Annotated in this window: 20 protein-coding genes and 1 pseudogene; 5 read left to right on the top strand and 16 right to left on the bottom strand. The window is 69.2% G+C overall.

Going from position 1 to position 16,447, the window contains the following annotated elements; all coding sequences use genetic code 11:
* Positions 1-54: 54 nt before the first annotated feature.
* A complete protein-coding gene (locus DMH03_RS21645; protein WP_003096372.1) occupies positions 55-543 on the top strand; it encodes a transcriptional regulator in 489 nt (162 codons plus the stop codon).
* A gap of 240 nt (positions 544-783) precedes the next feature.
* Here DMH03_RS21645 and nusB read toward each other — a convergent pair whose 3' ends face one another.
* From nusB to DMH03_RS21630, 3 genes are read right to left on the bottom strand one after another with little or no spacing between them, the layout of a single operon-like run.
* Entirely contained in the window at positions 784-1,248 is a 465-nt protein-coding gene (nusB, locus tag DMH03_RS21640; protein WP_125783628.1) for a transcription antitermination factor NusB, read from the bottom strand.
* Positions 1,248-1,811, bottom strand: a complete 564-nt coding sequence (gene efp, locus DMH03_RS21635) for an elongation factor P (RefSeq protein ID WP_076163692.1) — start codon at positions 1,809-1,811, stop codon at positions 1,248-1,250. The genes nusB and efp overlap by 1 nt, the downstream gene beginning before the upstream one ends.
* A gap of 38 nt (positions 1,812-1,849) precedes the next feature.
* On the bottom strand, positions 1,850-2,941 hold the full coding sequence (locus tag DMH03_RS21630) for a Xaa-Pro peptidase family protein (protein ID WP_199748957.1): 1,092 nt from the start codon (positions 2,939-2,941) through the stop codon (positions 1,850-1,852).
* A gap of 329 nt (positions 2,942-3,270) precedes the next feature.
* Between DMH03_RS21630 and DMH03_RS21625 the strand changes: the two genes are divergently transcribed.
* Entirely contained in the window at positions 3,271-3,690 is a 420-nt protein-coding gene (locus tag DMH03_RS21625) for a hypothetical protein (protein ID WP_233611595.1), read from the top strand.
* Here the strand turns inward: DMH03_RS21625 and DMH03_RS21620 are convergent.
* From DMH03_RS21620 to DMH03_RS21570, 11 genes are all read right to left on the bottom strand, one after another.
* Entirely contained in the window at positions 3,645-5,126 is a 1,482-nt protein-coding gene (locus tag DMH03_RS21620) for a beta-xylosidase (protein ID WP_125794017.1), read from the bottom strand. The genes DMH03_RS21625 and DMH03_RS21620 overlap by 46 nt on opposite strands.
* Before the next feature lie 60 nt (positions 5,127-5,186).
* The gene (locus DMH03_RS21615; RefSeq protein ID WP_125793770.1) at positions 5,187-6,113 is read right to left on the bottom strand and encodes a GNAT family N-acetyltransferase; all 927 of its coding nucleotides are present in this window, start codon (positions 6,111-6,113) and stop codon (positions 5,187-5,189) included.
* Positions 6,110-6,541 carry a type II 3-dehydroquinate dehydratase gene (aroQ, locus tag DMH03_RS21610; RefSeq protein WP_125793769.1) on the bottom strand — a complete coding sequence of 144 codons (432 nt, stop codon included), beginning with the start codon at positions 6,539-6,541 and terminating at the stop codon, positions 6,110-6,112. The genes DMH03_RS21615 and aroQ overlap by 4 nt, the downstream gene beginning before the upstream one ends.
* Positions 6,538-7,647 (bottom strand): 3-dehydroquinate synthase, encoded by a 1,110-nt coding sequence (gene aroB, locus DMH03_RS21605; RefSeq protein WP_125793768.1) that lies wholly within the window; start codon positions 7,645-7,647, stop codon positions 6,538-6,540. The genes aroQ and aroB overlap by 4 nt, the downstream gene beginning before the upstream one ends.
* 8 nt (positions 7,648-7,655) lie before the next feature.
* Positions 7,656-8,072: a hypothetical protein gene (locus DMH03_RS21600; protein ID WP_125793767.1), complete on the bottom strand. Its 417-nt coding sequence runs from the start codon at positions 8,070-8,072 to the stop codon at positions 7,656-7,658.
* Positions 8,069-8,593 carry a shikimate kinase gene (locus DMH03_RS21595; protein ID WP_125793766.1) on the bottom strand — a complete coding sequence of 175 codons (525 nt, stop codon included), beginning with the start codon at positions 8,591-8,593 and terminating at the stop codon, positions 8,069-8,071. Before DMH03_RS21595 ends, DMH03_RS21600 begins: the two co-directional genes overlap by 4 nt.
* Positions 8,590-9,777 carry a chorismate synthase gene (gene aroC / locus DMH03_RS21590; RefSeq protein WP_125793765.1) on the bottom strand — a complete coding sequence of 396 codons (1,188 nt, stop codon included), beginning with the start codon at positions 9,775-9,777 and terminating at the stop codon, positions 8,590-8,592. The genes DMH03_RS21595 and aroC overlap by 4 nt, the downstream gene beginning before the upstream one ends.
* A gap of 47 nt (positions 9,778-9,824) precedes the next feature.
* A complete protein-coding gene (locus DMH03_RS21585) occupies positions 9,825-10,430 on the bottom strand; it encodes an A24 family peptidase (RefSeq protein WP_233611574.1) in 606 nt (201 codons plus the stop codon).
* A gap of 874 nt (positions 10,431-11,304) precedes the next feature.
* Positions 11,305-11,934, bottom strand: a complete 630-nt coding sequence (locus tag DMH03_RS21580; protein WP_125793763.1) for an anti-sigma factor — start codon at positions 11,932-11,934, stop codon at positions 11,305-11,307.
* Entirely contained in the window at positions 11,931-12,443 is a 513-nt protein-coding gene (locus DMH03_RS21575) for a sigma-70 family RNA polymerase sigma factor (protein ID WP_125675061.1), read from the bottom strand. Before DMH03_RS21575 ends, DMH03_RS21580 begins: the two co-directional genes overlap by 4 nt.
* Positions 12,440-12,808 (bottom strand): hypothetical protein, encoded by a 369-nt coding sequence (locus DMH03_RS21570; protein WP_125793762.1) that lies wholly within the window; start codon positions 12,806-12,808, stop codon positions 12,440-12,442. Before DMH03_RS21570 ends, DMH03_RS21575 begins: the two co-directional genes overlap by 4 nt.
* A 132-nt stretch (positions 12,809-12,940) precedes the next feature.
* Between DMH03_RS21570 and DMH03_RS21565 the strand changes: the two genes are divergently transcribed.
* On the top strand, positions 12,941-13,381 hold the full coding sequence (locus tag DMH03_RS21565) for a Rieske (2Fe-2S) protein (protein ID WP_125793761.1): 441 nt from the start codon (positions 12,941-12,943) through the stop codon (positions 13,379-13,381).
* A 65-nt stretch (positions 13,382-13,446) separates the two neighbouring features.
* Here the strand turns inward: DMH03_RS21565 and DMH03_RS21560 are convergent, their stop codons facing one another.
* Both DMH03_RS21560 and DMH03_RS21555 read right to left on the bottom strand, forming a co-directional pair.
* Positions 13,447-13,902, bottom strand: a complete 456-nt coding sequence (locus DMH03_RS21560; RefSeq protein ID WP_125793760.1) for a PTS glucose transporter subunit IIA — start codon at positions 13,900-13,902, stop codon at positions 13,447-13,449.
* A pseudogene (locus DMH03_RS21555) lies at positions 13,899-14,144 on the bottom strand (glucose PTS transporter subunit EIIB); the annotation flags it as partial. The gene DMH03_RS21560 and the pseudogene DMH03_RS21555, both read right to left, overlap by 4 nt.
* A gap of 224 nt (positions 14,145-14,368) precedes the next feature.
* Here DMH03_RS21555 and DMH03_RS21550 point away from each other — a divergent pair.
* Together DMH03_RS21550 and DMH03_RS21545 are read left to right on the top strand one after the other, a co-directional pair.
* Entirely contained in the window at positions 14,369-15,157 is a 789-nt protein-coding gene (locus tag DMH03_RS21550; protein ID WP_125793758.1) for a GntR family transcriptional regulator, read from the top strand.
* Positions 15,154-16,410, top strand: coding sequence for a PTS transporter subunit EIIC (locus tag DMH03_RS21545; RefSeq protein WP_125793757.1), 1,257 nt, complete (start codon positions 15,154-15,156; stop codon positions 16,408-16,410). Before DMH03_RS21550 ends, DMH03_RS21545 begins: the two co-directional genes overlap by 4 nt.
* The last annotated feature ends 37 nt before the right edge of the window (positions 16,411-16,447 follow it).

The following is a 16,447-nucleotide window of genomic DNA, read 5'->3' as shown; positions in this document are numbered from 1 at the left end:
CCCTGGATCGGTCACCCTCGACCGGTTGGGGGTGAGGAAACGGAGAACCACCAGATGGGCGATTACGCCAAGGCGCTCGGGGCCAAGCTCCGCGGGATCCGCCAGCAGCAGGGCCTGTCCCTGCACGGGGTCGAGCAGAAGTCCGGAGGCCGCTGGAAGGCCGTCGTCGTCGGTTCGTACGAGCGCGGAGACCGCGCCGTCACCGTGCAGAAGCTCGCCGAACTGGCCGATTTCTACGGCGTGCCGGTGGTCGAGCTGCTGCCGGAGGGCCGGGTGCCGTCGGGCGCCGAACCCGCCACGAAGATCGTCATCAACCTGGAGCGTCTCCAACAGCTCCCGGCGGAGAAGGTCGGGCCGCTCGCCCGCTACGCCGCCACCATCCAGAGCCAGCGCGGCGACTACAACGGCAAGGTGCTCTCCATCCGCACCGAAGACCTGCGTTCGCTGGCGATCATCTACGACATGACCCCCGGCGAGCTCACCGAGCAGCTGATCGACTGGGGTGTGCTGCCGCCAGAGGCTCGACCGTCCAAAGAGGACTGAAGGTGAGGACGTTTTCGGTCGGGGGGCCGGAAACGTTGCCCCACCAAGGTAAAAACGACCACCCCCAAGGTGACCGAGGCGAAGGTGACCAAGGTCTTTTGATCTTTTGGAGTCGCGCCTTTCGGCCGACAGGCCCCGGGATCGTGATGACAGGGCGCCCTCCAGCCTGACGTGAGAGTCAATGCTGAAGAGCGCCCTGGCAGCACGATCGCGGCAGCGCGATCAGAGAAACAGCGCGATTTACAGTACAGCCCGGAGCCGGTCGGCGATGGTGCCGATGCGGCCGAGCACGCCGTTCACGAAACGCGGCGAGTCGTCGGTCGACAGCTCTTTCGCCAGCCCGACGGCCTCGTCGATGGCGACCGGATCCGGCACGTCCGTCGCCCACAGCAGCTCGTAGACGCCGACCCGCAGCACCGCGAGATCCACCGGCGGCATCCGGTCCAGCGTCCAGCCCTGAGCGTGCTCCGAAAGCAGCTCGTCGATCTGCGTCTTGCGTCCGGTCACGCCCTCGACCAGCGAGATCGTGTAGTCCCCGATCGGATCGACCTCGACCGAACCGACCCTGTCCGCCAGCAACGTCACCGCGTCGGCACCGCGCTGAGCGGCTTCGTACAGCACTTCGACGGCACGCTTGCGTGCCTGGCGGCGGCTGATCGGCCCTCCGCGGTTCGGCGACTTGCCGGATTTGTCTGAACCGGCCATCAGTTGGAGACGCGGCCCAGGTAGCGGCCGTCACGGGTGTCGACCTTGATCTTCTCGCCGGTGGTGAGGAACAGCGGCACCTGGATCTCGGCGCCGGTCTCCAGGGTGGCCGGCTTGGTGCCACCGGTGGAGCGGTCGCCCTGCAGGCCGGGGTCGGTGTGCTGGACGATCAGCTCGACCGAGGTCGGCAGCTCGATGTACAGCGGGACACCCTCGTGCACCGCGACCTGGACCTCGAAGTTCTCGAGCAGGTAGTTCGCGTTGTCGCCGACGGTCTCGGCCAGCACGGTGATCTGGTCGTAGGTCTCCGCGTCCATGAACACGAAGTCCGCGCCGTCCTTGTACAGGTAGGTCATGTTGCGACGGTCGACGGTGGCCGTGTCGACCTTCGTCCCGGCATTGAAGGTCTTGTCGACGACCTTGCCGGTCAGCACGTGCTTGAGCGTCGTGCGGACGAACGCGCCGCCCTTGCCCGGCTTGACGTGCTGGAACGCGGTGACGGTCCAGAGCTGGCCGTCGAGGTTGAGGACGAGCCCGTTCTTCAGGTCGTTGGTGGTGGCCACGAGTGTGCAGTCTCCTGTGTCGATCTTCCGGGCCGCCGTCAGACGACCACGAGTTCCTTGGTGCTCAGCGTGAGGAGTTCGGGCGTACCTTCCCGCACGACCAGCGTGTCCTCGATGCGCACGCCTCCGCGTCCGGGCAGATACACACCAGGTTCGACGGTGACGGCCATACCGGCGGACAGTGTACCGACGCCGGTGGCGGCCAGGCTGGGCGCCTCGTGCACCTGCAGTCCGACCCCGTGGCCGAGACCGTGGCCGAACTCGTCGCCGCGCCCCGCGTCGACGATCACCCCGCGGGCCGCTTTGTCCACTTCGGACACTTCGGCGCCGGGCAGGACGGCGTCGCAGCCCGCCGCCTGCGCGCGCTGGACCAGCTCGTAGATCTCCTCCTGCCACGCCGCCGGCTTGCCGAGGACGAACGTGCGGGTCATGTCGGAGTGGTAACCGTCGACCGTGGCACCGAAGTCGATCTTGACGAAGTCGCCGTTCGCGAGCACGGCCGAGGTCGGCCGGTGATGCGGGATCGCGGAGTTGACGCCCGCCGCGACGATCGTGTCGAACGACGGCCCTGTCGACCCGTGACCGAGCATGCGATTCTCGAGGTCACGGGCGACGTCCAGCTCGGTCCGGCCCGGCCGGAGCCCACCTGCGGACACCAAATCCTCCAGCGCCCTGTCGGCCGCGGCGCACGCCTGGCGCAGCGCCTCGATCTCCTGCTCGTCCTTGACCAGCCGCAGCTGCTCGACGAGCCCGGGCGTCCGGACCAGCTCGACGCGGTCGAAGCGGACCTTGAGATCTTCGTGCTGCTCGACACTGACGTGCTGGCTCTCGAACCCGGTCTTGCCGAGCTTCTTCCCGGCCGCGAGGTCGGCCAGCTTCGCCGCACTCGCGCGGTCCAGCACCCGTTCGAGGTCGGGCACCTCTGTCGCCGACTGGACCGTGTAGCGGCCGTCGGTGCAGAAGATCGTCTTGTCGTCGCCGCTCCCGTGGACGAGGAGAGCGGCGTTGGACCCGGTGAAGCCGGTCAGGTACCTGATGTTGAGCAGGTCCGTGACCAGCAGCGCGTCCACCCCGGAATCGGCCAGCAGGGAACGCAGCGCCGCGCGGCGGCGAGAGAAGTATTCACGCACGCCTTGGAGTTTAGGGGGCCGACCGCTCATTTCGCCCGCATGCGCCGCCCTCTTGCGCCGCTTGTGGTGCCCGGTGGTCCGTGAAGGCCTCCTTGAGGGACTCTGGGTCCCTCAAGGAGGCCTTCACGGACTTGGCCAGGCCCACCAGCCCCACCAGCCCCACCAGTCACAGCGTGGGCGCATGAGGGCCTCCTTCCCTACCCTCAAAGTAGGGAAGGAGGCCCTCACGGACCTTCGCCCACCGAGGGTCCAGGACCGCGCGGGGGTGACCATCGCTACTGGCGAGTTAAACTCACCCAATGGCACCGTGGCTGACTCGTGGACTCGTGATGGCGCTGCTGCACGGCGCGGCCGTCACCGTGCTGGCCAAGTACGAGGTCTTCAACCCCACCGACAAGACCCTCGTCACCTCCCTCGCCCCCGCCGTCCTGGTCGGCGCGGCGGCGGGCTGGGGCGCCGTGGACGCCTGGCGGGGCAAACCCGAACGCGGCAGGGACTGGTTCATCGCGGCGCTGATCGCCGGACCGGTCTCGGGGGTGCTGTACGTGATCGGCCGCGCGGTGTTCGTCGATCAGACCGGCGTATCGGAGCTCGGCGGCGCGCTCACCGGCGGTGCCGCCTTCTCGGCCCTGCTGGTGCTCATCCCGGCCGGGCTCGGCCTGTTCGTCGGCGGCCGCATCACCAGGAGCGAAGACGACGAAGATCAGCCCGCGAGCGGGAAACCGGCAGGGAAACCGTCCCAGGCCTGATCGCTGATCTGCTCGACGGCCGAGTCGTTCAGCGCCGCCGTCCCGGCGTCCGGCACCGCGAACAGTTTGCCGTCGAGCACCACGCCGAACCCGCGTCCGGGGGCGCGCACCATCCTCGCCCCGGCGCTCAGCCGCGCCGCCTGCGGGAACTTGTCGACGACCTTGAGCCGCTGGTCCAGGATCTCGCTCGCGAGGGTCGCCGCCACGGAACGCCGGTCGACCCGCACCAGGGTGCCGTCGGCCACCAGATCGATGGTCCGCTGCGGTGACGGCATCGCGACGCCTTCGAACGAGGTCCGGATGCGGGCGTCGCCGTCGCAGGCCCGCGAACCGCGGACGTCCAGGCCGAAATGTTTGAGGTCGGTCGGCGCCCCCGCGCCGCCGACGATCGTGGCCCGGACGACGTCGAACGGGACCCGGTCGCAGACGTCACCCGAGGAGAGCGGCGCGTGCCCGTCGGGCCGCCGGACCAGGCCGGGGCCTTCCTTCCACGCGCCGGGGATGATCGCCGTCCGGTACGGCTGCGCGGAGAAGTCCCTGGTCCAGAAGGTGAGCGTGGTGCCGGTTTCGGTTTCGTGGGCGATCACGAAGGCGTCGAGCGCGCCGACCCACATCAGATCCGTGCTGAATCCGTCGACCAGTGAGCGGGTGCGCGGTGAGATCGTGCTGGGCTTGGGGACGAAGCCCTGCTCCCCCAGCGTCTCCACGCCTCGGGTGAACGCAGCGTCCTTGGCGCGGAGCAGGAATTGCCCGGCGCCGTTCCACCCGGCGCCCTTCGCCGTGGTGTCGGTGAAGAGCACGTAGAACCAGCCGTCGAGGTACACCGCCGAGGGCTGGCCGGCGCCGTAGACGTTGGCGCGATGCACGTCGTGCGAGGGCCCGATGATCGGCTTCCCGCCCGCGGCACGGGTCCAGTTGAGGCCGTCGGGGCTGGTCGCGAGCCCGATCGAGTTGCCGAGCGCGTGATCGCCCGCCGCGCCGGTGTAGTACATGTAGTAGATCGAGCCGACCTTGATCACCGACGGGTCGCAGGTGTGCATACCGTCGAAACCGCCGGGCGCGCCGGAGAACACCGCCGCCGGGCCGCCACCGGACGGGCCGGTGAAGGGACCGTCGAGCGAGGGCGACTGCGCGTAGAGGATGTCGTCACCGGGCGGCTGCGCGCTGCCGTACTGGCTGCACCACCACATCCGGAGCTTGCCGCCGTCGCGCATCACCGTCGGGCCGTAGTTGTAGACCGCGTCCTGATCGCCCGCGGCCACCACACCGCCACTGGCCCGGGGGTCGCTCGTCGCGAGTTCGACGTCCATCGGCCGCGGCTTTTCCGTGGGCAGCTGGGCTCCGCCGATCCCGCCGCCCTTGCCATCGGCCTGGGACTGGACCTTGCCGTCACTACACGCCACGAGGACCGCGCCTGCCGCGAGGACAGCCACCACGGCACGGGCGGGTCGCCGACCCCCACGAAAAAGGCGCATGATGGCCGAGTGTAGCGAGGCTTAACCCGGCCGGGTGACGTCAGTACCCGGTAGGGCGACCAATTCCACTTCGAAGCCATCGGCGTTTTCGAGGTAGGCGGCGTAGTGGTGATCACCGCCCGCATTCGGAAACTTGTCCGCGAACATCGGCGACCAGCCGTGTTCGAGCGCCTTCGAAGCCAGTTCGTTCACCCGTTCGCGGGATTCGACGTGCAGGGCGAGATGGTTCAGGCCCGGCGCGGTGCGCTCGTGTTCTTCGCCGCTGAGCGCGGGAGAACGCTCGACGACGAGATAGGTCGCGCCGTGTTTCCAGCTGACCCCGGCGGGCCAGCGCTGGAATTCCCGCCAGCCGAGTTCGCCGAGCAGCCAGCCCCAGCTCTCCTCGGCGCGGGCGAGATCGGGGACCCACAGTTCGATGTGGTGCGCGCGGCCGTGGTCCGAGGGCAGCGCGACGAAGACGCGGTGCGGCCCGCTGCCGTAGTGCTCGCCGCCGCCGACGTCGAGGAAACCCAAGCGCTTCACCAGGTTCTGACTGGCCACATTGGACTCGCCGACCAGCGCCCACACCGACGACAGGCCGAGCCCGACGAGTCCGTGGTCCAGCAGGGCCTTCGCGGCCTCGGTCGCCAGGCCTTGCCCGCCGTGCGCACGCGCCAGGTAGTAGCCGACCTCCGGTACGTCGCCGGGCAGCTCCTGCGACGGCCGCAGATGCGCGAGGCCGATCACCTCGCCGTCGCGTTCGATCGCCCAGTGCCCCATCCCGGCCGGGCCGCGGTACGCCAGCCGCCTGCCGACCATTTCGCGGACCAGGTCCGGCTCGGTCAGCCGGTCCGCGAAATGCGCGCTCATCGCCGGGTCGGCGAAGAGCGCGACGATCGCCTCGGTGTCCGCCTCCGTCAACGCGCGCAGCCGCAGCCGCGCGGTCTCGATCTCTGGAGGGTTGTTCACGCCGCGTTCGCGGCCATCCAGCGCAGGGCCAGCGGGTACCCGTCGACCCCGAGCCCGGCGATGACCGCGGTGGCGATGTCCGACAGCACGCTGTGATGCCGGAACTGCTCGCGTTTGTGCACGTTGGAGATGTGCAGCTCGATCAGCGGCGCCTTGAGCTGGGCGGCGGCGTCGCGGACCGCGATCGAGTAATGCGTCCACGCGGCCGCGTTGAGCACCACCGGCCAGCCCGCATCGGCGGCTTCGTGCAGCCAGCCGACCATCTCACCCTCGTGGTCGGTCTGCCGGACCTCGACGTCGATCCCCAGCTCTTTGCCTGCTTCGGCGCAGGTGGAGACGAGATCCGCGTGCGTGGCCGAACCGTAGATACCGGGTTCGCGCAGGCCGAGCCTGCCGAGGTTGGGGCCGTTGAGGACGAGCACCTTCACAGCAGCACGCTCCCGCCCGCCTTGGGGGCGTCGCCCGCCACCACCGAGTACGCCGCGGCGAGCAGCGACGGGTCCGGGCCCTCCAGCCTGCCGGGTTTGGCGAGGCCGTCGAGGACGACGAAGCGCAGCACGCCGGACCTGGTCTTCTTGTCGCCCTTCATCGTCTCCAGCAACTGCGGGAGCGCGTCCGGGTCGTACGTGGTCGGCAGGCCCAGCATCTTGAGGACCGACGCGTGCCGCTCCGCGGTGGCGTCGTCGAGACGGCCCGCGAGCCGCGCGAGTTCGGCGGCGAACACGAGGCCGACGCTGACCGCCGCACCGTGGCGCCACCGGTACCGCTCGCGGCGTTCGATGGCGTGGGCGAGTGTGTGGCCGTAGTTGAGGATCTCGCGCAGATCCGACTCGCGCAGATCCGTGGCGACGACGTCGGCCTTGACCTGGATCGAGCGGCGGACCAGTTCGCCGAGGACCTCGCCGGTGGTGTCCAGCGCCGCGGCGGGATCCTGCTCGACGAGTTCGACGATGCGCGGGTCGGCGATGAACCCGGCCTTGACCACCTCGGCCATTCCCGCGACGAGTTCGTTGGGAGGCAACGTTTCCAGCGTCGAGAGGTCGGCGAAGACCGCGCTCGGCTCGTGGAAGACGCCGACCAGGTTCTTGCCGGCCTCGGTGTTGATGCCGGTCTTGCCGCCGAGGGAGGCGTCGACCATGCCCAGCAGCGTGGTGGGCACGTTGACCAGGCGGACGCCGCGCATCCAGGTCGCGGCGACGAACCCGGCCAGGTCGGTCACGGCGCCGCCGCCGAGCCCGACGACCACGCCTTGGCGGTCGAGGCCCATGCGGCCGAGGACCTCCCAGCAGAAGCCGGCGACGGTGAGCGCCTTGCCGTCCTCGGCGTCGGGGATCTCGACCCGGTGCGCGTCGATCCCGGCCTCGGCCAGTTCGTCGCGGATGGCCTCCGCGGTCGTCGTCAGCGTCGGCGGGTGGATCAGCGCGACCTTGGAGGCGTCGGAGAGCTGCTCGGTGAGCTCGCCGAGCAGGCCGCGGCCGATGACGACGTCGTACGGCTTGGCGGTGTTGACGGTGATGCGGACCGGCTCGGTCATCGTTCCCCTCACTTCGGCGGAAGCCGCTTTGCCCTCGCGACCTCGCAGGTGATCTTGCCCTTGACCGGGGTGTCCCCCGGGATCTCTTCGGTCACCTTCTGGCCGGGCGACATCCGGTTCTTCGCGAACAACGCTTCACCGGAGGCCTTGCCGTCGGCGTCCTTGATCGCGATGGTGACGGCGTAGCGCGCGTCCTCGCCCGTGCTGTTGGTGACCTCGATGGTGATCTTCGGGGTGTAGCTGTTGCTGTCGCATTTGGTGACCTTGACGTCGGCGGCGACGTCCTCCGCCGGAGCGGCGGAACCGGTCTGCGCGGCGGAGGTCTGGACGACGTCCGCGCCGGCGGGCTGCTTCTCCTCGCCGCACGCCGTCAGGGTCATGGCCACGACGGCGAGGAGGACACCGGCGGTGGTGGTGCGCTTCATGCTCGTTCCTTGCTGATCTCGTGCAGCCCGATGACGGCGGCCTCGACGACCTCGTCGGCGGTCAGGCGGTCGGTGTCGATTTCGATCGTGGCGACCTCGCGGTACACCGGCAGGCGCGCGTCGAGAAGCGACTTGTAGGTGGCGCGGGGGTTCACCCCGGCCAGCAGCGGACGCGCGGTCGAGAGCCCGGCGCGCTGGACGCCCGCGGCCATCCCGACGTTGAGGAAGACCACGGTGTGCCTGGCGAGCCGCTCGCGCGTGCCCGGGGTGATCGGCGCTCCCCCGCCCAGGGAGAGGACGCCGTCGTGTTCGGCCAGCGCCTTCGCGACCACCTCCTCCTCCAGCGCGCGGAAGGCGGGCTCGCCCTCCTCGGTGAAGATGTCGGTGATGGGCTTGCCCGCGCTCGCGACGATGTCGTCGTCGGTGTCGCGGAAGGCGAGGCCGAGCCGGGCGGCGAGCGCCGGGCCGACCGTGCTCTTGCCGGAGCCCGGCGGCCCGATGATCACCGCGCGAGGAGTCACCAGCGCTCCTCGAGCGCCTTCAGGTAGGCCTCGGCGTTGCGCTTGCCCTCGACCAGCGAGTCTCCGCCGAACTTCTCCAGCGCGGCGTCCGCGAGCACCAGCGCGACCACCGACTCCAGCACGACGCCGGCGCGGGGTACCGCGCAGACGTCGGAACGCTGGTGGATGGCCACCGCGGGTTCACCGGTGGTGACATCCACAGTGGACAGTGCTTTGGGGACGGTCGAAATCGGCTTCATGGCGACGCGCACGCGCAGCGGCTCGCCGTTGGTGATGCCGCCTTCGAGCCCGCCCGCGCGGTTGGACCGGCGGGTCACCCCGACCGGACCGGTGCCGCGGTCGATCTCGTCGTGGGCCTGGCTGCCCCAGCGCTTGGCCGTGGTGAAGCCGTCGCCGACCTCCACGCCCTTCATCGCCTGGACACCCATGAGCGCGCCGGCGAGGCGGGCGTCGAGCCTGCGGTCCCAGTGGACGTGCGAGCCGAGGCCCGGCGGCAGGCCGTAGGCGATCACCTCGATCACGCCGCCGACGGTGTCACCCGCCTTCCGCACGGCGTCGACCTCGGCGACCATCGCGTCGGTCCCCTCCTTGCCGAAGGCGCGGACCGGGCTCTCGTCGATGGACGGCAGATCCGACGGCACCGGCAGCGGGCCCTCGGGCGCCGAGGCGCCGCCGATGGAGACGACGTGGCTGAGGATCTCGACCCCCAGCAGCTGCTTGAGGTACGCGCGGGCGACCGTGCCGAGCGCCGTGCGGGACGCCGTCTCGCGGGCGCTCGCGCGCTCCAGCACCGGACGGGCCTCGGGGAAGCCGTACTTCTGCATGCCGGGCAGATCCGCGTGGCCGGGCCGGGGACGGGTCAGCGGCTCGTTGCGCGCCAGGCCTTCCAGCTCCTCGGCGGGCACGGGATCGGCCGACATGACCTTCTCCCACTTCGGCCACTCGGCGTTCTCGATCTGGACCGCGACGGGGCCACCCTGAGTGAGCCCGTGCCGGACACCGCCGGTGAACTCGATGTGGTCGGTCTCGAAGCCCATCCGGGGGCTACGGCCGAAGCCGAGCCGCCGTCGCGCGAGCTGCTCGCCCACTTCGGCGGTGGTGACCTCGACCCCGGCGGGCATCCCTTCCAGGATGGCGGCGAGAGCGGGTCCGTGCGATTCCCCTGCGGTTATCCAGCGCAACACCTGACAGATCCTGTCACAACCTCCTCTCCGTCCCGGTACAGGCCGGGCTATCCCGGACCGGGTCCGGCGAAGACGGCGAGCGTCCACGCCGCGACCAGGAGACCGGGCCCGTGCGGCACCGTGGGGTGCCGGGGCCCGCCCACCGCGAGCGCCACGCTCAGTAGCGCGGCGGCGACGGCGCCGAGCACGACCGACGGCCAGCCCGTCGCGGCGAGGACCGCGCCGAGACTCCCCGCGAGCTTCACGTCACCGGCGCCGAGCGAGCGTGGCGACAGCGCGTGGACGAGCGCGTGCGCCCCGCCGAAGACCAGCGCGCCCAGCACGGCCCGCCACGCGATGGCCGCCCCTCCCCCGTGCGCGGCGACCGCGAGCGCGGCGGCCAGCGCCGGGTACGCGGGCAAGGTCAGGATGTCGGGCAGGCGGCGGTACTTCAGGTCGGCGAGCGCCAGCGGGACCGCGAAGACGGTCAGCACGGCCGGGACCGCCAGCCACCACGCCGGCCAGGCTCCCGCTTGATGCCGCAGCCAGACCGCGACGAGCGCCACCGCCGCGACGGCCGCCGCCCAAGCCGTCACCGGTGCTCCGGCCCGGCGCAGGCAGGAGCGGGTGACGAGCGCCGATCCGGCGCCCGCCGCGGCGAACGCGATCGGCATGAACACAAGATCAAGAGTGCGCCCGTCGCGCTCGGTGCGGCAAGGATTTCTTTTTGTGACAGGGACTTTCACGCACTTTCGGCAGTTCGGGGGTGAGCTGAAAGGGCCTTTCGCCGCGTCTCATGCGGTGAAGGGCCCTTTCGCTGCATGGCATGCGGGGAAAGCGTCCTTCACCCCCCGGCTGCGCGCGGGGTGTCCGTTCGCCTAGGTACGTGAAGGACCTTCATGTACCAAGTGTCCCGAGTTGGAAGTTCGTGCGGTAATTCGGCGTGGTGCCGAAGGATCTTGTTCTTGTTTCGTGCGGTGAAGATGCTGGCGACTGAGGCCGTGAGCATTTCGCTGACTTCAAGGTAGCCAGGAGGCTTTCATGGCCAGGTTCCGGACCGACTACGGGAGCCGGCCCCGTCTTGAGTGTCCATAAGGGACACTTCCGGGCGGCGATATGTCCGGCTTGTGGATAAATGTGCGGTTTTCAGCGGGGGTCGTGAGTGGTAAGTGTCGTTCTAACGACACTTACCACTCACGACCCCCGCGCAATGTACCCAAAATGGACACTAGTGCCTGCCCGGCGTCCCTTGTGGACGGTCAAGAGCTCATTTTCACCTCATGACCCCCGGGCCAGGCGCGAAACGGCCGGATATCGATACGGATTTACGGCGCGAACTTCCGGTGCAGGACCGCCGCGCTGGGTTCCCATATTCCGCGAAGGCCTCCTTGAGAGACGCCAGAGTCCCTCAAGGAGGCCTTCACGGAACGCGATCGCCACGCTGGTCACAGCAGCCCCGCCAGGAGCAGCCGACGCGACCCGGAAGTTTTCGGCAACGGCACCAATCCGCCTCGACTCCGGCACCGAAGGCCTGTCATGACACCGGGATCAGGGGTTCATCCGCAGCAGCGGGAGACCCGAAGGCGTGCGGATCTCCAGCGCCTTGATGTCGCCGGTGCGCATCGCGGTGCCGACCACGATGTGCGCGGTGTCCTTGGGCATCGCGCGCCAGGACGCGAGTTCGCTGGTGCCGCCGTCGGCGCCGACGGCGACCAGGATGTAGTCGCCGGTGCGGTTGCCGCCGTAGCTGCACGTCATGTCGACCTTCGTGCCGGTGTCCGTGGCGGACATGGCGACCTCGGCGGTCACCGGGTAGTCGCCGAGCGGGGTCATCGGGTTCCCCGCCGTCGCGACCGGCCCGGTCAGGACGACCACGAGCGCGGCACTGGCGGCGACGGCCAGTCCGGCCGCGGTGGTGGTGATGGCCCGTTGGATCCGCCTTCCCCGGCGGACCCGTTTGAGCACGGTCGGCAGCAGTTCCGGCGAGGGTGCCGGTTCGTCGTCCAGCAGCGCTGGGGCGCCCGCCTGGGCGAGCAGGCCGGGGATTCCGGCCAGATCGCGTACGGACGCGGCACACCGGTCACAGACGCGAAGGTGTTTCTCGTAGGCGAACCGGTCTTCCGGGGACAACGCCCCGAGCACGTAGGCCGCGTCGTAGGTGGCGAAGGGGTCGGTCATTGAGTCACCCCTCTTTCCTCCAATATCAGCCGCAGCGCCCGCAACGCGTAGTGCGTCCGCGACTTGATGGTTCCTTCGGCCACACCCAGCCGCTTCGCAGCGTCGGCGACGGAGTAACCCTGGAAATAACACAGGACGAGGACGTCCCGGTGTCTCGGCGAGAGCTCGCCGAGGGCTTCGGCGACCAGCCAGCCCTGGACGGCCCGTTCGGTGCCGTCCGTGACCGCCGTTTCGGGCGGTTGACCGGTCACCACCTCCGGATGCGCCTCGGAAGCGCGCCAGTCGTCGATGGCGATCCGCCTCGCGACGGTGAACAGCCAGCCGCGCGCCGATCCCTCCGACTGGTCGAGCACCTTGGCGTTGCGCCAGGCCCGCAGCAACGTCTCCTGGACGACGTCCTCCGCGCGGACCCGGTCGCCGCTGGTGAGGTGCAGTGCGTAGGACCAGAGCGCCGCCGCGTGCTCGTCGTGCAGAGCCCGCATGAGCCGGTCCTCCGCGAATTCCTTCACCGATCCGTGCTCTCGCGGTTGAGAAGCAGCGGAAGGGCGAAGACCACGCACACCACTTCGGTGATCAAGCCCCAGAGCTCGGCCTGGGTGGTGAAGCGCTCCGAGACACCGAAGAACCCTGTGGTCAGGGAGAGAACGTACGCACCCAGCGTGGCCAGGCCGAAGCCGATCGCCGCGAGCGCCGGCAGCCAGTGGTGCCACACCAGGACGGCGACCGCGATGACCACGCCCGCCACGACGTTCACCAGGAAGAGCGGGCCGACCACGGCCGTTTCCGACGCCCAGTCCTGCCATACGACGTAATGCACCCATGCCGAGCCGAGCAGGCCCGCCGCCACGACCGCCCGCGACAACCACCGGATCATGTCCGTATCCCTTTTCCGCGTTTTCGGTTCCCCTATGCCTGTGAACACGGAAAATCGGGCCTCCCGGTTCAATTCCGCACCCGATGGGCGCCGAAATTGAACCGGATGGCCGCTTGGACCGTGTGTAGAGGCATGACTGCCGAACTCCACTCCCGCCGCACCGTCCTGACCACCGGGGCCGCCGTCGCAGGCGCGGCCGTCGGTGCCGTGGCCCTCACGGCCTGCGGAAGCGAAACCCCGCCGTCCGGCTCGGCCGCCGCACCGCCCGCCGCGGCACCGGGCGAGACCCTGACCGCGCTCTCCGAGATCGAGGTCGGCAAGGCGAAGGCCGCCAAGACCGCCGACGGCAAGGACGTCATCGTCACCAGGACCGCCGAAGGCACGGCGGCCGCGTTCAGCGCGATCTGCACGCATCAGGGCTGCGCGGTCGTCCCCGAGGGCGCCGACCTCAAATGTCCCTGCCACAACTCGATCTTCGACGCCGCGACCGGCGCGGTCAAAAAGGGACCGGCGGACCAGCCGCTGCCCTCGATCGCGGTCAAGGTCATGAACGGCCAGGTCGTCACGGCCTGACGAGCACGAAAAGGGTCCCTTTAGGACGGAAATTCCGTCCTAAAGGGACCCTTTGATCCGATACTTCAGCTGTCCCAGGTGAAGATCGCGTCGCCCGCTTCGACGTCGCCGCCGGTGAGCAGTCCGGAAAGGACTTCGGCCTTCGCGTCCAGCGCCACCACCGGCACGATCGGCGAGTAGCCCGCGGCCTTGACCGCCTCGGGGTCCCACTCGACGACCGGCTGCCCGGCGCGGACGGTCTCACCCTTGGCGACGTGGAGGCTGAACCCCTCGCCCTTCTGCTTCACCGTGTCGATCCCGAGGTGGACCAGTACCCCGCGGCCGTCTTCGGTGGCCACCACGAAGGCGTGCGGGTGCAGGGTCACGACCGTCCCGTCCACCGGTGCGACCGCGTCCTGGCGCCCGCCCGAGGGCATGACCGCGAGACCGGGGCCGACCATCGCCTGCGCGAAGACCGGATCGGGCACTTCGGTCATAGCGGTCGTCTTACCGCTCACCGGGCTCAGAATTTCGAGACTCACATCAGGTCCTCGATGTCGCTGGCGATCGTGTCGGCCTCCGGCCCCACGATGACCTGGACGCCCGCGCCGATCCGCACGACGCCCATCGCGCCGGCGGCCTTCAGTGCCGCTTCGTCGAGCAGGCTCACGTCTTCGAGCTCACAACGCAAGCGGGTGATGCAGCCCTCCACCTCGATGACGTTCTCAGCGCCGCCTAGCGCCGCGAGGATCTTTTCCGCCCTGTCATCCGCCATCGCGGTCTCCCTGTTCCCTGTCGGTTTCCCACATGCGAACCAGCTGTACTACGCCGTTCGCCGACTCGCACGCGATCCCTGGCCACGAACGCGTAACGGTGGTTGACACCCGCTCGTGCGACGGAGCATCCTGCCCCATCGGATCATTGGTCTAGACCGGAACGTACCAATCTTCCGGACCAGATGCGAGTACGGGTTCCCCGACAGACCGGCCCGAAAGGACGGTGACCGTCATGAGCGCTTCGGCGCAGCTGCCGCCGTCCGACCGTGTGATCAACGGACCGACGCCCAAGCACGCCCAGCTGCGGGAGATTCTGCGCCGCACAGTGGAGCGTGAGCTACCCCCTGGCTCGCCTATTCCCTCGGAACGTGACCTCGCCGAGACCTACCAGGTGTCGAGGCTCACCGTCCGCTCGGCGATCGGCAAGCTGGTCGAAGAAGGGCTCTTGTCGCGCGTGCGCGGCAAGGGGACGTTCACCGCCGCGAGGCGGATGGAATTGCAGCTCTACCTGATGTCCTTCAGCGAAGACATGCGCCGTCGCGGGATGACGCCGACCACGGAGGTCGTCAAGACGGCCACCGAGGTCCCGCCCGCCCCCTCGGCGCACGCCCTCGGCCTGGCCGCCGGGACCCCGGCGCACCGGCTGGTGCGGCTCCGTCGCGCCGACGGGGTCCCGCTGGCGGTCGAACGCGGCTGGTATCACGCGGGCCGGATGCCCGGTCTGCTCGACCTCGATCTCACTCGATCGTTGTACGTCCAACTCGCCCAGTCGTACGACCTGCGCCCGGATCACGCGTGGCAGACGGTCTGGGCCGAATCCGCGGACCGCGAAACGGCACGCCTGCTCGGCATGCGCGCCGGCAGTCCGCTTCTTGTCTTCCGCCGGGTCTCCAGCGTCAACGGGGAACCGATCGAAGACATGACTTCCTGGTACCGGGGCGATCACTACCAGGTCACCATGCAGCTGGACCGGAACACCCCGGATTCCGGTCACCATCCTCACTACGGAGGTACCCGATGAGCTCCACCACCGCGGAGGGGGCGAAGGGCAAGGGCAAGGGCTTCGCCGGGCTTCAACGCTTCGGCCGCAGCCTCATGCTCCCCATCGCCGCTCTGCCCGCCGCCGCGCTCCTGAACAGGTTCGGTCAGCCCGACCTGCTCGGCAAGGACGGCCTCGGCTGGGACAAGGTCGCCGAAGTGCTCGGCGCGGCGGGCAACTCGCTGTTCAACTGGCTGCCGCTCCTGTTCGCGGTGGGTATCGCCGTCGGCTTCGCCCGGAAGAGCGACGGCGCGACCGCGCTGGCCGCGGTGGTCGGCTTCTTCGTGTTCACCAGCGTCCTGCAGGTCTTCGCGCCGTTCTCCGAACTGCCGGGCTGGAACCCCGAGAAGCCCGCGGGCCTGATGCTCAACCCGCTCAAGTGGCCCTACAGTGTGCTGGCCGGTGTGATCGTCGGTCTGGTCACCGCGCTGCTGTGGCAGAAGTTCTACCGCATCAAGCTGCCGCCGTACCTGGCCTTCTTCGGCGGCCGCCGGTTCGTGCCGATCGTCACCGCACTGACGCTGATGATCCTCGCGGTGCCCCTCGGCCTGGTCTTCCACTGGGTCAACGAAGGCATCCAGGCCGCGGGTGAGGCGGTCACCGGTTCTCCCGTGGTCGGTGGCGGTATCTACGGTGTGCTCAACCGGTTGTTGATCCCGGTCGGTCTGCACCAGCTGCTGAACGTGCCGGTGTGGTTCATCTTCGACGGCGGTGACCTCACGAAGTTCTTCGAGGGCGACCCGACCCGCGGCACCTTCATGACCGGCTTCTTCCCGATCTTCATGTTCGCCATCCCCGCCGCGGCGCTGGCGATTTGGCAGACCGCGAAGCCCAGCCAGAAGAAGATCGTCGGCGGTGTGATGATCGCCGGTGCGCTGACCTCCTTCCTGACCGGTATCACGGAGCCGATCGAGTTCTCGTTCATGTACGTCGCGTGGCCGCTGTACCTGATCCACGCGGTCCTGACCGGTACGTCGCTGGCACTGGTGAACGCGCTCGACATCCACCTCGGCTTCGGCTTCTCCGCCGGTGCGATCGACTTCGGGCTCAACTTCAACCACCCGGCGGCGAGCGGCAACGTCTGGCTGCTCATCCCGATCGGCCTCGCCTACGCGGTGATCTACTACGTGCTCTTCCGTTTCGTGATCAAGAAGTGGAACCTGCGCACCCCTGGCCGCGAGGACGACTCGATCGAGGCCGACCTCGAGGCCACCGCGGCGAAGCCCGCAAAGTAGTTTCAGCTCAGCAGAACCACAGGCACGAAAGGGAAAG

Source organism: Amycolatopsis sp. WAC 01376 (assembly GCF_003947415.1).
Lineage (GTDB): Bacteria > Actinomycetota > Actinomycetes > Mycobacteriales > Pseudonocardiaceae > Amycolatopsis.
The sequence above is the reverse complement of the archived record's forward strand: the minus strand, read 5'-3'. Positions and strand labels throughout refer to the sequence as shown.